Source organism: Acidobacteriota bacterium, assembly GCA_030697165.1.
Classification (GTDB): Bacteria; Acidobacteriota; Vicinamibacteria; order Vicinamibacterales; family UBA2999; genus 12-FULL-67-14b.
Map to the genome: position 1 here is coordinate 41,683 of JAUYQQ010000021.1, position 13,918 is coordinate 55,600.

Annotated in this window: 15 protein-coding genes and 2 tRNA genes; 13 read left to right on the top strand and 4 right to left on the bottom strand. The window is 65.0% G+C overall.

The window, feature by feature from the left end; genetic code table 11:
* The first annotated feature begins 130 nt into the window (after positions 1-130).
* Entirely contained in the window at positions 131-2,740 is a 2,610-nt protein-coding gene (locus tag Q8T13_19000) for a DNA internalization-related competence protein ComEC/Rec2 (GenBank protein ID MDP3719855.1), read from the top strand.
* The gene (locus Q8T13_19005; GenBank protein MDP3719856.1) at positions 2,734-3,132 is read left to right on the top strand and encodes a GxxExxY protein; all 399 of its coding nucleotides are present in this window, start codon (positions 2,734-2,736) and stop codon (positions 3,130-3,132) included. The genes Q8T13_19000 and Q8T13_19005 overlap by 7 nt, the downstream gene beginning before the upstream one ends.
* A gap of 22 nt (positions 3,133-3,154) precedes the next feature.
* On the opposite strand, the gene mazG is transcribed toward Q8T13_19005, so the two are convergent.
* Positions 3,155-4,015 (bottom strand): nucleoside triphosphate pyrophosphohydrolase, encoded by an 861-nt coding sequence (gene mazG, locus Q8T13_19010; GenBank protein ID MDP3719857.1) that lies wholly within the window; start codon positions 4,013-4,015, stop codon positions 3,155-3,157.
* 27 nt (positions 4,016-4,042) lie between these two features.
* Between mazG and Q8T13_19015 the strand changes: the two genes are divergently transcribed.
* The 9 genes from Q8T13_19015 (at position 4,043) to Q8T13_19055 (ending at position 10,773) form a co-directional block, all read left to right on the top strand.
* Positions 4,043-4,894 carry an MBL fold metallo-hydrolase gene (locus tag Q8T13_19015; protein MDP3719858.1) on the top strand — a complete coding sequence of 284 codons (852 nt, stop codon included), beginning with the start codon at positions 4,043-4,045 and terminating at the stop codon, positions 4,892-4,894.
* A complete protein-coding gene (locus tag Q8T13_19020) occupies positions 4,885-5,823 on the top strand; it encodes a bifunctional riboflavin kinase/FAD synthetase (protein ID MDP3719859.1) in 939 nt (312 codons plus the stop codon). Before Q8T13_19015 ends, Q8T13_19020 begins: the two co-directional genes overlap by 10 nt.
* 5 nt (positions 5,824-5,828) lie before the next feature.
* On the top strand, positions 5,829-6,098 hold the full coding sequence (locus Q8T13_19025; GenBank protein MDP3719860.1) for a hypothetical protein: 270 nt from the start codon (positions 5,829-5,831) through the stop codon (positions 6,096-6,098).
* Entirely contained in the window at positions 6,095-7,513 is a 1,419-nt protein-coding gene (gene cysS, locus Q8T13_19030; GenBank protein ID MDP3719861.1) for a cysteine--tRNA ligase, read from the top strand. The genes Q8T13_19025 and cysS overlap by 4 nt, the downstream gene beginning before the upstream one ends.
* A 54-nt stretch (positions 7,514-7,567) precedes the next feature.
* On the top strand, positions 7,568-8,887 hold the full coding sequence (locus Q8T13_19035) for an acetyl ornithine aminotransferase family protein (protein MDP3719862.1): 1,320 nt from the start codon (positions 7,568-7,570) through the stop codon (positions 8,885-8,887).
* Positions 8,888-8,985: 98 nt separating this feature from the next.
* Positions 8,986-9,354, top strand: coding sequence for a YraN family protein (locus Q8T13_19040; protein ID MDP3719863.1), 369 nt, complete (start codon positions 8,986-8,988; stop codon positions 9,352-9,354).
* A complete protein-coding gene (locus Q8T13_19045) occupies positions 9,348-10,388 on the top strand; it encodes a galactose-1-phosphate uridylyltransferase (GenBank protein ID MDP3719864.1) in 1,041 nt (346 codons plus the stop codon). Before Q8T13_19040 ends, Q8T13_19045 begins: the two co-directional genes overlap by 7 nt.
* A 69-nt stretch (positions 10,389-10,457) precedes the next feature.
* Positions 10,458-10,532: transfer RNA gene (locus Q8T13_19050), tRNA-Gly, on the top strand.
* Positions 10,533-10,699: 167 nt separating this feature from the next.
* A tRNA-Cys gene (locus tag Q8T13_19055) sits at positions 10,700-10,773 on the top strand.
* Positions 10,774-10,868: 95 nt separating this feature from the next.
* On the opposite strand, the gene Q8T13_19060 is transcribed toward Q8T13_19055, so the two are convergent.
* Positions 10,869-11,771 carry a hypothetical protein gene (locus Q8T13_19060; protein MDP3719865.1) on the bottom strand — a complete coding sequence of 301 codons (903 nt, stop codon included), beginning with the start codon at positions 11,769-11,771 and terminating at the stop codon, positions 10,869-10,871.
* 35 nt (positions 11,772-11,806) lie between these two features.
* The gene (locus tag Q8T13_19065; protein ID MDP3719866.1) at positions 11,807-13,009 is read right to left on the bottom strand and encodes a tyrosine-type recombinase/integrase; all 1,203 of its coding nucleotides are present in this window, start codon (positions 13,007-13,009) and stop codon (positions 11,807-11,809) included.
* A 101-nt stretch (positions 13,010-13,110) separates the two neighbouring features.
* Here Q8T13_19065 and Q8T13_19070 point away from each other — a divergent pair, with 101 nt between their 5' ends.
* Positions 13,111-13,308, top strand: coding sequence for a helix-turn-helix domain-containing protein (locus Q8T13_19070; protein MDP3719867.1), 198 nt, complete (start codon positions 13,111-13,113; stop codon positions 13,306-13,308).
* On the top strand, positions 13,305-13,514 hold the full coding sequence (locus Q8T13_19075; protein MDP3719868.1) for a helix-turn-helix domain-containing protein: 210 nt from the start codon (positions 13,305-13,307) through the stop codon (positions 13,512-13,514). Before Q8T13_19070 ends, Q8T13_19075 begins: the two co-directional genes overlap by 4 nt.
* A gap of 203 nt (positions 13,515-13,717) precedes the next feature.
* On the opposite strand, the gene Q8T13_19080 is transcribed toward Q8T13_19075, so the two are convergent.
* Positions 13,718-13,918: an ATP-binding protein gene (locus Q8T13_19080; protein MDP3719869.1), complete on the bottom strand. Its 201-nt coding sequence runs from the start codon at positions 13,916-13,918 to the stop codon at positions 13,718-13,720.

The window sequence follows — 13,918 nt, forward strand, 5'->3', positions numbered from 1 at the left end:
GGGTTGCCTGGCATTGCAGGAAACGCCACGTCTTTCTCGCTGAAGCGTGGCGTGTTCTGCGTACTTAGAACGCTGTTTCTAGCATTTCCGCCGCTTTCCCGATGCCCCGCCGTTTGCTTGTGAGAGTGCCATGTCACTCTCACTTGCGCTGGCCATAGCGGCTGCGGCAGGCACTGCCGTTGGCGTGTTCGCCGATTCCCTGTGGATGTCGCCGATCCGTTGGCTGTTGGCGATTGCCGCGGTCGCGACGTTCCTGTGCGCCTCCCGCCAACGCCTGGCCTGGGCTCGTCGCAGCGGGTTGGTCGGTCTCGGCGCCGGGTGCGCGCTGCTGGCGTCGGCGGCCGAGCAGGCGGCCCTTCATTCGCCGCTGCGCACGCTGCTCGAACAACGCCTGGGCGGATTCGCCATTGAAAGCGCCGGCGCCCCGCGCCTCGACACGCCGATCGCGATTGAGGGCCGGCTGCTGGCCGATGCCGCTCTCACCGACAGCGGGGCGCTGCTGCGTCTGCAGGTCGAGCGGGTGTGGATCGGGCCGTGTCCTGAGGCGGTATTGGGCGGCGTCTCGCTGACGGTGACCGGCGCCCTCGCGGCGGAAGCGATGCGCGAGTGGCGCGCGGGACGCCGGATCAAGGCGCCCGCGCTGTTGCGCCGGCCGGCGCGCTACTTGAACGCCGGCGTGCCGGACCAGGAGCGGCTGCTCGCGAGGCGGGGGATGTCGCTCGTGGGATCGGTCAAGAGCGCCGCGCTCGTGGAGGTGACCGGCCGCGGCCGTTGGTTCGACGAGTCAGCGGCGTCGGTGCGGGCCTCGGTCAGGCGGGCGATGGCGCGCCACGTGACTGTTCGCGACCCGCAGTCGGCGGCGGTGGCAACCGCGATCCTGATTGGCGATCGCGGGTCGCTCGACCGCGACGTCGAACGGCGTCTCCAGGAGGCGGGCACCTACCACGTGATCGCCATCTCCGGCGGCAACATCGCCATCCTGGCGGGGCTGATCCTCGGAGCACTGTGGTGGCTGCGCATTCGCGACGGCTGGGCCGCGGGGGCTGCGGTCGCAGTGTTGGCGTGGTACGCCTTCGTCGCCGGTGGCGGACCATCCGTGACCCGGGCTACCGTCATGGCGGCGATCTACTTGTCGCTGCGGATGATCGATCAGCGCACCGCGCCGTCACATGCGATGGCGCTGACCGCGGCGGCCGTGCTGGTGGTCACGCCGCTGGCCGTGGCCGACGTCGGCTTCTGGCTGACCTTCGGCGCCACCGCCGCGATCGTAGTCGGCACCACGCGTGTCGGTCCTGCTCTTCAGGCCCCACCCGCCGCACCCGCCCTACCCGCCCCACCTGCCTGGCTCCGAGGCCCACTCCTGCTGATCGTCGCCTCCGCCTGCGCCGAGGCGGCGTTGATGCCGATCGGCGCTCTTGTCTTCCAGCGGGTCACGCTGGCCGGTCTCGTAGTGAACCTGGTCGCCGTGCCGTGCATGGCCATCGTGCAGGTGGCGTCGATGGTCACAGCCGCGCTCGATGCCGCTGGCGCCGACAGGGTGGCGACTCTCGCCGGCCTGGCCACGCATCTGGCCGTCCGAGGCCTGATCGACAGCGCGACACTGGTGGACATGGCGCCGTGGCTCACCTGGCGCGTGCCCTCGCCGTCGCTGCTCGTGGTCGCCGCGTACTACATCTGTTTGATCGCCGCCGTTGTCCACCACGAAGGACACGAAGTGAACCACGAAGGACGCGAATCAATAACCTTTGGAATACAAAAAAGTCTTCTTCGTGTGCTTCGTGGTGGCTCTTCGTGTGCTTCGTGGTTGGCATTCCTTCTGTTCCTATGGATAGCGATCGCGCCGCCGACATTGGCGCGGCAATTCGGCGATGGCCGTCTTTACCTCACCGTCATGGACGTGGGGCAGGGCGATGCCATGCTGGTGACCCTGCCGAACGGCCGCACGCTGATGGTCGATGCGGGCGGCGTGTCGCTGCGCGGCGACTTCGACATCGGCGATCGCGTGATCGGCCCGGCGCTGCGCGCCAGGGGCATCGTGCGCCTCGACTACCTCGCCATCACCCACAGCGATCCCGATCACATTGGTGGCGGGGCGTCCCTGGTGAAGGACTTCACGCCGCGAGAAGTGTGGGCCGGCACGTTTGTCGCCAACCACGAGCCGACGGTTAAGTTGCAGGGCGCGTCAGACCGCAACCGCTCGGCCTGGCGATGGCTGCAGCAGGGCGACCGCCTGGAGCTCGGCGGCGTCGAACTGCGCGTCCTCCATCCACCGTTGCCCGACTGGGAACGCCAAAAGGTAAGGAATGACGACTCGCTTGTGATCGAGTTGCGCTATGGCCAGGTGTCGATGCTGCTGACCGGCGATATCGGCCGGGAGGTGGAGCAGGCGCTCAGTCCGACGCTCGACCTGCTGCCGATCGTCGTCTTGAAGTCCCCGCACCACGGCAGCGGCACGTCGAGTTCACAGGCGTTCCTCGACGCCGTAAATCCCGACGTGGTGGTGATCAGCAACGGCCGTGGGAATCCATACGGTCATCCAGTGCCACACGTGTTGGAGCGCTACCGCGGTTCAGGCGCTCAGGTGCTCCGTACGGACCAGGACGGGCAGATCGAGATGTCGACCGACGGCCGAGGCCTGGACGTCCGGACGTTCACCGGCCGCCGGCTTGCGGTGTCACAAAGGCAACCACGAAGGACGCGAAGGACACGAAGAAAATCAATTAGGAGGTGCCCATGTTGACCCGAACTACTCCGGCTTGCTCTCCTGAGGTCGAAGCGCTCGTCACTCGGACAATCGGGTGCGCTCTCCGAGTCCATCAGGCGCTCGGCCCTGGCTACACAGAGGGGCTGTATCACGACGCCATGGCCATCGACCTCGCGCTTGAGGGGCTGCGATATGAGCGTGAGGTTAGCATCCGCGTGATGTACCGTGGCCAGCCTCTCAGGCCCCAGCGGCTCGACCTCGTCGTCGACGGACAGGTTGTCGTTGAACTAAAGGCTGTCGAGAGGCTGGACCGGATTCATCAGGCACAGCTGTTGTCGTACTTGAAGTCGGGCGGATTCAAGGTGGGACTTTTGATGAACTTCCATTCGGAGTTTCTGAAGTCGTCGCTGCGGCGTTTCGTCCTATGAGGCGTGACTGTCCTCACGAAGGTCAATTCTTCGTGTTCTTCGCGTCCTTCGTGGTTGCTTTAGCAATCACCCAGTGCGCCTCGAGCTGCGCCAGCGTCAGGTCGCGCATCCGTTCGCCCTTGCTCGTCACCTGCCGCTCCACATCGTCAAACCGCCTCTGGAACTTGTCGTTGGCCAGGCGGAGGGCCGCTTCGGGTTCCACGCCGAGCTTGCGGGCCAGGTTGGCCACGGCGAACAGCAGGTCGCCCAGCTCTTCTTCCGCCTCCGGCGACTTCGGCCCGAGGGTCTCGACCGCCTCGCGCAGCTCGCGGGTCTCTTCGTCGATCTTGTCGAGCACGTCCTCGGGCTTCACCCAGTCGAAGCCCACGGTCGCGGCGCGCGTGGCCAGTTCGTAGGCGCGCAGCAGCGACGGCATCGACCGCGGGATGCCGCTTAGCAGCGTCTTGTCGGGCTCGCCGGCGTCACTGCGTTCCTGCTTCTTGATGTCCTCCCACCGCTCTTTCACCTCGCGCGGCGTGAGCGACGCCTTGCCCACCTCCGCTGAAGCTACGGTGGGCAGGCCCTCGGCATCGAACACATGCGGGTGGCGGCGGATCAACTTGTCCGAGATCGCCTGGATGGAGTCGGCGATCGAGAAGCGCCCCTCCTCCTCGCAGATCTGCGCGAGGAACACCGCTTCGAACAGGAAGTCGCCGAGCTCGCCCTTCAGTTCCTCGTAATCCTCGCGGTCGAGCGCGTCGAGCAGCTCGTAGGTTTCGCCCAGCACGAACGGGCGCAGGGTCCGCACCGTCTGCTGGCGGTCCCACGCGCAGCCATGCTCGGAGCGCAGCGTCCTCATGATCTCGACCAGTTGCTGAAAGCGCGCGCCCGCCAGTTGGCTCATGCGCCATGCTAACATTCCATCTCTTAGATGAAGGCGACCGTCACCGTCCTTGGCAGCGGCACCTCGCACGGCGTGCCCATGATCGGTTGTACCTGCGCGGTATGCCAATCAACCGATCCGCGCGATCGCCGCTTGCGGCCCTCGATTTACATCGCGGTCGAAGGCGGGCCAGCGATCCTGGTCGATACCTCGACCGACCTGCGCCAGCAGGTGCTGGCCAACCGCATTGCGCGCGTCGACGCCATCCTGTTCACGCACAGTCACGCCGATCACGTCATGGGTTTGGACGATGTGAGGCGGTTCAATGTGATGCAGGGCGGGGCGATTCCGGCGTTTGCTGATGAGCGGACCGCTGCGGATTTGCGGCGCACCTTCTCGTATATTTTCAGTCCGCCCAGCGAAAAGGGTGGCGGCATTCCAGAGGTGGCCCTCACCACGGTGACCGGGCCTTTCAACATTGGCGCGGTACGCGTTCAGCCGGTGCCGCTGTTCCACGGCTCGCGGCCGATCCTGGGATACCGGCTCGGGACGTTCGCCTACCTGACCGACTGCAATCGCCTGCCGGACGAGGCATGGCCGCTGCTCGAGGGCCTCGACGTCCTCGTGCTCGATGCGCTGCGTCACAAACCGCATCCCACCCACTTCACGGTGGCGGGCGCGCTCGAAGTGGTGGCGCGGCTGAAGCCGCGCCAGACCTACTTCACGCACATGTGCCACAAGCTGCCGCATGCGGAGACCAACCGGTCGCTGCCGGCCGGCGTGGAGCTGGCCTATGATGGCCAGGTGGTGACGATCGACGTGGGGGATGAATCCACCTCCGCTGAGGCTTCCTCCTCCGCCAAGGCTACGGCGGACAAGCCGGCGGATCAATGGACGTAATCCACTTCCCCGACGATCCCCGGCCGCTGACGTGGCGGTCGCCGGTGCTGGCGCTCGGCAACTTCGACGGCCTGCATCGCGGCCACGTGAAAATCGTCGAACGCATCCAGCGCGGCGCGCTCGAGCGCGGCGGCACCAGCGTGGTGCTGACCTTCGATCCGCATCCGCCGAGGGTGCTGCGCCCCGATAAGGCGCCGTTGCTGCTGATGACCAAGGCGCAGAAGCTCGCCGCCCTGGCGCGCGCGGGCGTGCAGGGCGCGGCGGTGGTGCGCTTCACCCCCGAGATGTCGCAGTGGGAGCCCGAGGCGTTCGTCCGCACCGTGCTGGTCGACTGGCTGCGCGTGGCCGAGGTCTGGGTCGGCGCCGACTTCCTGTTCGGCCGCAACCGCAGCGGCAACTTCACGCTGCTCAAGTCGCTCGGGGCGCAGTACGGCTTTCGCGCCGAGAAGATCGATCCCATTCGCTACAAGGAGTTCGTGGTGTCGAGCACCCGCATTCGCCGGCTGGTGAGCGAGGGACGCGTGGACGAGGCCGGCGCGCTGCTGGGGCATCACTACGCCCTTGATGGGGTCGTGGTCGAGGGGGCGAAGCGGGGCCGGGAACTCGGCTTTCCGACCGCCAACCTGAAGACCGACAACGAGCTGATCCCGCCGCACGGCGTCTATGCGACGGCGGTCACCGTGGACGGCGCCGTCTATCCCAGCGTGACCAACATCGGCCAGCGGCCGACGTTTGGCGCCGAGCTCACCACGACAATCGAGGCGCACCTGATTGGCCGGACGATCGATCTCTACGGCAAGACCCTGGGGCTGGCCTTCGTTCAGCGGCTGAGGGACGAGCGCAAGTTTCCCGACACCGAGGCGCTCCAGGACCAGATTGCCGCGGATGTTCGCCGCGCGGCGCGATTGTTCGATAGACTATCGGTCTGATTCGCATGGCCCCCAAATCGTTCACGTTCAGGTTCACTGTTCCCCGGGATCCCCAACTGGCCGCCATCGTCGCCGACGTGGCGAATCACGCGGTGGGATACGCCGAGATCGAGGCGGCGGCAGGGGCAGACTTCGTGGCCCGGGTCGGCGTGGCCGCCGGGCACGCCCTGGCCCGGACGTCGCCGGACACGCTGCAGATCATCGTGGCCAGCAACGACACGGCCCTGACCTTCGAGTTTGATGCCGACATCGTGTCGGTGACTCACGCCGCCTGACCATGCGCCTCTATAACACCCTGACCCGCCAGGTCGAGCCGTTCGAGCCGCTGCGCGACAACACCGTGCGCATGTACACCTGCGGCTTGACCGTCTATGCGCGGGGGCACATCGGCAACTTCCGCACGTTTGTGAGCGTGGACGTGCTGCGGCGGGCGCTGAAGTACGTGGGCGGCTTCAAGATGCACCACGTCATGAACTTCACCGACGTGGACGACAAGACCATCGCCGGCGCCGAGAAGGCCGGCTTGCCGCTGCGCGAATACACCGACCAATACATCAAGGCCTTCCGCGAAGACGCGCTGGCGCTTGGCATCGAGCCGGTGGAAGACTCGCCGCGCGCGACCGACCCCGAGAACCTGCAGGCGATGGCCGACATGATCAACCAGCTGGGTGAGCGCGGCCACACCTACCAGACCGACGGTTCGACCTACTTCAAGATCGCGACGCTGCCGACCTATGGCAAGCTGGCGCGGCTCGACCACGAGGGCATCCAGGCCGGCGCCCGCGTCGACTCCGACGAGTACGACAAGGAGAACGCCCGCGACTTCGTGCTGTGGAAGGCGACCAAGCCCGGCGAACCGACGTGGGACGTCGGCTGTGGCCCGGGGCGTCCCGGCTGGCACATCGAGTGCTCGGCCATGGCGCTGCGGTTGCTGGGCGAGGCGCCGATCGACATCCACACCGGCGGCGTGGACCTGGTGTTTCCGCATCACGAGAACGAGATCGCGCAGAGTGAAGGCGCCACCGGCAAGGAGTTCTCGAAGTTCTGGCTCCATGTCGAGCACCTGCTCGTGGACAACCAGAAGATGTCGAAGTCGGTCGGCAACTTCTACACCGTGCAGGACGTGCTCGACCGCGGCTTCCGCCTGTCGGCGCTGCGCTACATCCTGCTGTCGGCGTATTACCGCAAGCAGTTGAACTTCACGTGGACTGGCCTGGAGCAGGCCGAAGAGGCGCTGCGGCGCATCACCGACTTTCTGGGACGCGTCGGAGCCCTGTCGGGTGGCGGCGTGCATCCGGAGGTGACCGCCCGCGTGGCCGCCGCCGTCCAGGCGTTCGATGCGGCCCTCAGCGACGACCTCAACACCGCGGCCGGCCTGGGCGAGCTGTTCGACCTGATCCGCGCACTGAACATCGCCATGGACAGCAAGCAGGTGGGCGAGGCCGACGGCGCCGGCATCAAGGCCGCCTTCGACCACTTCGACCAGGTGCTCGGCGTGCTGTCGCTGCGCCACGCCGAAGAGGCGATCCCGCCCATTCCGCAGGCCGAGATCGATGCCGGCATCGAAGCTCGTCAGGACGCCCGCCGCCGCCGCAACTTCGCCGAGGCCGACCGCATTCGCCAGGAACTGCTCGACAGGGGCGTGATCCTCGAAGACGGCCCCAAGGGCACCCGCTGGAAGCGAAAATAGCGACTCCCGACCGACTCCCGGTTCCCGACCCCCGACTCCCGGTATGATCAGCATATGGATGCGCCGATGATCAAAACCGCCCTGCCCGGTCCCAAAGCCAAAGCCATTATCGAACGCGACGGCAAGGTGGTGTCGCCGTCCTACACACGGGGCTATCCCTTTGTGATGGCCCGCGGCGCGGGCGCGATCGTCGAAGACGTGGACGGCAACCAGTTCCTCGACTGCGCCGCCGGCATTGCCGTGAACTCCACCGGCCACTCCCACCCCGCCGTCGTCGCCGCCATCATCGACCAGGCGCAGAAGTTCCTGCACATGTCGGGAACCGATTTCTATTACGAACCGCAGGTGCAGCTGGGCGAGGCCTTCAACGAGATCGCGCCGTTTGGCGGACCCAAGCGATCGTTCTTCTCGAACTCGGGCACCGAGGCCAACGAGGCGGCCATCAAGCTGGCCCGGTACTCGACCGGGCGCTACGGGATGATTGCGTTCATTGGCAGCTTCCACGGACGCACGCTGGGTTCCTTGGCGCTGACCTCGAGCAAGGCCATTCAGCGCCGCGGCTTTGGTCCCATGCAGGCGGGGACGTTTCACGCGCCCTATGCGACGTGTTACCGCTGCCCGGTGGGCCTCAGGCCCGAGACGTGCCAGGCCGAGTGCCTCGGCTTCCTCGAGCACCAGGTCCTGGTCCACCTGATCTCTCCCGACGAAGTCGCCGGCGTCCTCGTGGAACCGATTCAGGGGGAGGGCGGCTACGTGGTGCCGGCGCCGCAGTTTCACGAGCGCCTGCGCGCGCTGACGAAGAAGCACGGCATCCTGTTGATCGCAGATGAGGTGCAGTCGGGCATGGGCCGCACCGGCAAGATGTTTGCGATGGAGCATTTCGGTGTCGAGCCGGACATGATCACCGCCGCGAAGGGCGTGGCCTCGGGCCTGCCGCTGGGCGTGACGACGGCGCGGGCGGAGGTGATGGATTGGCCGCCGGGCTCGCACGCCAGCACGTTCGGCGGCAACCCGGTGTCGTGCGCCGCGGCCATGGCCACGATCACGTTGCTGAAGGATTCGCTGATCAAGAATGCGGCCGAGGTCGGCGCCTTCATGATGGACCGCTTGAAAGAAGTGCAGCAGAAGCACGCCATCATCGGCGAGGTGCGCGGCCGCGGGTTGATGATCGGCATCGAGCTCGTGAAGGACCGCGTGACCAAGGAACGCGCCGTCGCCGAGCGCGACCAGGTGGTGGACGCCTGCTTCGCGCGCGGCCTGCTGGTGCTCGGCGCCGGCAAGAACGCCATCCGCCTCTCGCCGCCGCTGGTGCTGACCAAGGCCCAGGCGACGACGGCCATCGACATCCTCGACCAGGCGCTCGGTACGCTGTAGGGTCCGGCACCGATGTGGCGTCCGGCTTTAGCCGGACCTTGTCGTAGAGGCGGGTCTTTAGACCCGCCTACGGGCACGGGCCTTGCTCTCCACCCGCCATGACCTTCCAACGCCAGCGCCTCGGCCTCGAAGGCGAGGCATTAGCGGCCGCCGAGCTCGAACGCCTCGGGTATCAAATACTCGACCGGCGCTATCGTTCCCGCTTTGGCGAGATCGACCTCATCGCCGTAGACGGCCCCACGGTAGTATTTGTAGAAGTGAAGACGAAGACCGATAGCAGATTTGGCGATCCCGCCGAGATGGTCACGACGCAGAAACAGCGACGCTTAGTATCCATGGCCGAGGAATACGTCAGCGGGCACCAACTCCACGCGACCCCGTGCCGGTTCGACGTGGTGGCCGTGGATACCTCGATCCAGCCCGCCCGCATCACGGTCTACCAGGACGCCTTCAGGCCCGGATGGTAGAAACCGAGCTCAGGCGCGACCCGATCACCGGCCGTTCCGTGATCATCGATCGGTCGCCGCACCCCCATCCCAGCGACTTCGTCCTCGAGCCCGTCCAGGTAGATGTGGCGTCCGGCGTTAGCCGGACCGTTCCTGCCTGCGCCTTCTGCGAAGGCCGCGAAAGGGATGCCGGCACCGAGCTGCTGGCGTGGCGCGACGGCGGGGCGGCCGGCGAGCCGGGATGGTCGGTGCGCGTCGTCGCCAATCGGCGGCCCATGCTTCGTATCGAAGCGCACCAGGAGCGCCGCAGTGACGGCGTCTTCGAGGTGCGCGACGGCCTGGGCGCGCATGAAGTGGTGATCGAGTCGCCGGTGCACGACCAGCGGCTGCAGGACCTGCCGGCCGACCGGTTGTGGCGGGTGTTGTGGGCCTGGCGCACGCGGTTGCAGGATCTGAAGCGCGACACCCGCTTCGCCAGCGCCATTGTCTTCAAGAACCACGGCCGGGCCGCCGGTGCCCGGATGGACCACTCTCATTCCCAGATCGCGGCGTACCCGATCCTGCCCGAGGCCCTGGACGCCAAGGTCCGAGGTGCGGCGGCCCATTTTGGCTGGACCGGCCGCTGCGTTTTCTGCGACGTGACCGCGCAGGAATTGCAGGACGGCCGGCGGATGGTGTCTGACACCCTTCCAATAATTGCGATCGCGCCCTTTGCGTCGCGGGTACCGTTCGAGACCTGGGTTCTGCCGCGGGTCCATTCGCCGCGGTTCGAGGAGGCGTCCGACGCGACGCTCGAGGCGATGACGGCGGTGTTGAAGGATGTGCTGATGCGGGTGGATTGGGCGCTGGAGCGGCCGGCCTACAACCTGGTGCTGCACACCGCGCCGTTCAGTGGTGAGGCCGACCCTGCGTTCCACTGGCACCTGGAGGTCATTCCGAGGGTCACCCGCTGGAGCGGGCTCGAGTGGGGCAGTGGCGTGCCCAGGAACCCGGTGTCTCCCGAGGAGGCCGCGCGCGTCCTTCGGGGCGTAAAGCCTGTGGGGCCGGACCTTTAGGTCCGGCCGATGCCCCAGGACGCTTGCCTGTCGCGCTACCCATCTGTTACAGTGGGTTGTTCTCGGCGAGCGGGAATAACTCAGTGGTAGAGTGCGACCTTGCCAAGGTCGAAGTCGCGGGTTCGAATCCCGTTTCCCGCTCCATTCGACTCACCTTCGTTCCGCCTTCGGCGAAACGAAGTTTCGCTCATGGCTAGCCAACCTATGGAGAATGTCCTGAGCGAGCCGGTAGTCAGCCGAAGGTTGACTAGTGGCGAGTCGAAGGGCAACGAACCCGTCCCGCGCTAGAATCAACACAGCACAATCCGAGCGGCGCCGTCGCCAAGTGGTAAGGCAGAGGTCTGCAAAACCTCCATCCCCGGTTCAAATCCGGGCGGCGCCTCCAAATTCTCTTAGGGAATACGCAAGATTCCCATTCAGCCGAGCAGCAAGATCGCTCGGCTGTCCCATTTTTGTCCCAGTCAGCTTGATTGCTATTCGTTAATCGCGGCGGGGAATCCAGCTACCGATGGTCGCGCGGACGTGGTCTTCAAGCGCCGACCGGAGGTGCTCGACGGTCGACCATTTGATGTGAAGGTATTGGCGGGTATCGAAGTGCAGGTCACCGAAATCGGTGTCCCGGCACGTCCGAACCACGGTCTTCCCTAAGCCCTGCGCGAACCCAGCCTCGTAGTAAACGCTGGGGCGCTGGCCGGTGAAGTCGGCAACAACGAACTGCGCTGAGCGGATGCCTGCCATGATTCGATCAGTGATCTGGTCGTTGTGCGGTGTTCGGTCGACGCGATTGACGGTGAACCCGCAAGACTCGATTGCCGGAACGATGCCTTGTAAGTAAGGTGCGTCCATCTGCGGATCGAACCACATCGCCGCGAAGGCGGTGCCAGCGATGCCGCCAGAGTCTACCGGCCGAAGATAGTTCCAGCCACGCGCTGTGATGCGATAGTGCCGTCCAGTTATCTGCTCGTTCTGGACAAGCAAGCCCTGCTCACCGAGCGTGCCGATCAAGAAGTCCACCTCTTTTTTATTCGCCGCATCAATCATTGGCGCGAGCGTCGCCGGTAGATCGATAGAATCGCCAGCAAATTGGGTCTGTTGTTCGAACCATCTGAGCAGGGCGTCGAGTTTTCGAGGAATTGGTGTCCTGGAGTGCTCAGCGGCACGTTCTTTCCAGTCCTCACCAATTGGCACGACTCGTTCGTTGGTCGCGCTCGCGGTCTGTCGAATGTGAGCGGCAAGAAACGGCAAGATGCGCCGGTTGTCTGGTTGGGCCAGATCGGGGCCCACAGAATCCAATGGTGCCCACCAACGCCCGCAATTCGGGCAATCCTGCGAGAAGATGAGAAGCCCGTTTTCAGAGCCGCCCCACTCGTCGACGCCGTCCAACCCACAGATTCGACATTTGGTTTTAACTGGCGTGCTCATTTGTGGCTCTCGGGCCTCCTGCCCGCAGCGGCCAGCGATAGCGCGGAGGCACGGTCGCTCCCGGTCAACCCAGCAAGCTGCATCGCGGCTGCACGCAGGTCGCCGTCGCTCACGATGTTGTAGCGCTGGAAGATCGACGGCGTCTTGTGCCCGGTGAGCTTCATGGCGACCCGCTCTGACACGCCACGGCGAACCATGTGCCGAATCGCCGTTCGGCGCAGGTCATGCGGCACGCGACCGGGGCAGCCAGCGGCGATGCAGGCGACTTTCCAAGCCTTCGTGAACGCAAGGATCGACTTAGGATGCTTCTGCCCCCCGCGACTGTCGGCAACCATCCGAAAGAACACGAACGGGAAAATCTCGCCAGCCTTCTTGAGGCTGAGGTGCTCGGCATGCTGCGCCTCTAACAACGCGCGCAGGTCGTCGGTCATGGGAAATACGCGGCCCTCGCGGTTCTTTGTTGTTCCGGCGTCTAGCCGGATCTCACCCGCGCGAAAGTCAACCTGCCGCCATTGCAGCGGCAACACTTCCGAGTCGATGCGCCAGCCGGTGATATAGGCAAACTCGATCACCGGGCGAAGCGCGGGCGGCAGATGCGCCTGGACGCTCGCGTATTGCTCCGGTTCAAAGAAGCCCGTTCGCGTGTTGTCTTCGCGCAGCAGCGGCACATACGGTTTATGCAGCAGCTTCCCCGACTGCACGGCGAGGCTAAAGACTCGCTTGAGGATCGTTAGCTCGCGGTTGATCTCCCCGTTTGAGACGCGCTCAATCGTTCGCTGCTGCTCAGGCACTTCCGTCACGGTGCCATCTTTACGCGTGACCGTGTAAGCGCCGCGCGTGATCGTCGTCTGCGCCTGCCGGTGAGCGACGTAGGCGCGCACGAGCGCTGTGCTGATGTTCTGCATTCGGTGACTGCCAAAGAACGGAGTGAGGTGCTTACGCAGGCGACGTTCCACGGCGTCGAAGGACTTTTTGCCGTTGGTTCGGTAGTCGTTCAGGACGTCTTCGGCGGCTTCTTCAAATCGCAGACGGCCTATTTTCGGCGTCACCGCCAGGCCCTTCGCGCCGTCGCCCTCCCGCTGCCGAAGTAGATCGAGCGCGACTTTCTTTTTGTCGCTGCGGCTCGACTCTTCGTAGCGTTTACCGGCGCGACAATACCGAATCCACCACACGTCCCCGCGTTTTTTGAGTTCGCCCATGATCGGCAGTATAGGGCCAGTCGGCGCATTATCCGTGCCGCACCACTCGCAACGTAGAAAACCCCCTAGTCAATAAATCACACGATCGCTTTAATGCTGGTGTGCTTACAGAAACATCGCCAAAACCTAGTCGGCTGCTCCCCGCGAAGGGCGCGGCACGCGACATGGGTATCCCGTATACGTCGCTGCGCGATCTCGTGCTTCGCGGCGAGATCCCGGTCGTCAAGATCGGGACGGCTTGGTATTTCGACCGGCGCGACCTGGATCGATTCATTCAACACGCGAAGGAAACCCTATGAGCGAACAACAGAGCGAGCGCGTCACGGTGAAGCAGGCCGCAGAGATCGCAGGCGTGAGCGTTCGCACGATTGAGAAGTGGATCGCTAAAGGCGCGCTGACAACGCTGCGCGTCCCTGGCGCGCGCAAGTTGTGGTTACTCCGCGCACAAGTTACGCCGCAGACCGAAGTAGACCGACGCAGCCCGGGCAATCGGAATTTCCCATAAATCGAATCCTTGTCATGCTTGATAAATCACACTTGGCGAAGAGCAGCCCGAGCGCTCTGGCACTGCGAGTAGTGTCGAAAACAAAACTCGCACCACGCGCTAAATCAGGAAGCGGTTAGTCCTCGGTGGACACCTCAAATCCGGCCATTGATCGACGGTTCAAATCCGGCCATTTCTGGCTGGCGACCGAGACCCATGCAGTTCTACTTCGTGAGCTCTTCGGCACGCAAGTCGGTGTGGACTTTCGTGCGCCAGCTCCGAGGCCCACATTTGAGCACATGTGCGTGATGGAGGAGGCGGTCGAGCAGCGCGGTCACGGCGGCCGTGTCGCCCAGCAGCTTGCCCCAGTCGTCGACGGGCCGGTTCGACGTCAGCAGCGTCGAGGCCCGTTCATAGCGCCGCAT

Bases quoted from the DNA above. Each gene is read 5' to 3' on its own strand.
- Q8T13_19080 (MDP3719869.1), bottom strand. From the start codon at position 13,918: ATGCGGCGCTATGAACGGGCCTCGACGCTGCTGACGTCGAACCGGCCC.
- Q8T13_19035 (MDP3719862.1), top strand. From the start codon at position 7,568: ATGGATGCGCCGATGATCAAAACCGCCCTGCCCGGTCCCAAAGCCAAA.
- mazG (MDP3719857.1), bottom strand. From the start codon at position 4,015: ATGAGCCAACTGGCGGGCGCGCGCTTTCAGCAACTGGTCGAGATCATG.
- Q8T13_19005 (MDP3719856.1), top strand. From the start codon at position 2,734: ATGTTGACCCGAACTACTCCGGCTTGCTCTCCTGAGGTCGAAGCGCTC.
- Q8T13_19065 (MDP3719866.1), bottom strand. From the start codon at position 13,009: ATGGGCGAACTCAAAAAACGCGGGGACGTGTGGTGGATTCGGTATTGT.
- Q8T13_19040 (MDP3719863.1), top strand. From the start codon at position 8,986: ATGACCTTCCAACGCCAGCGCCTCGGCCTCGAAGGCGAGGCATTAGCG.
- Q8T13_19075 (MDP3719868.1), top strand. From the start codon at position 13,305: ATGAGCGAACAACAGAGCGAGCGCGTCACGGTGAAGCAGGCCGCAGAG.
- Q8T13_19020 (MDP3719859.1), top strand. From the start codon at position 4,885: ATGGACGTAATCCACTTCCCCGACGATCCCCGGCCGCTGACGTGGCGG.
- Q8T13_19045 (MDP3719864.1), top strand. From the start codon at position 9,348: ATGGTAGAAACCGAGCTCAGGCGCGACCCGATCACCGGCCGTTCCGTG.
- Q8T13_19000 (MDP3719855.1), top strand. From the start codon at position 131: ATGTCACTCTCACTTGCGCTGGCCATAGCGGCTGCGGCAGGCACTGCC.
- Q8T13_19015 (MDP3719858.1), top strand. From the start codon at position 4,043: ATGAAGGCGACCGTCACCGTCCTTGGCAGCGGCACCTCGCACGGCGTG.
- Q8T13_19025 (MDP3719860.1), top strand. From the start codon at position 5,829: ATGGCCCCCAAATCGTTCACGTTCAGGTTCACTGTTCCCCGGGATCCC.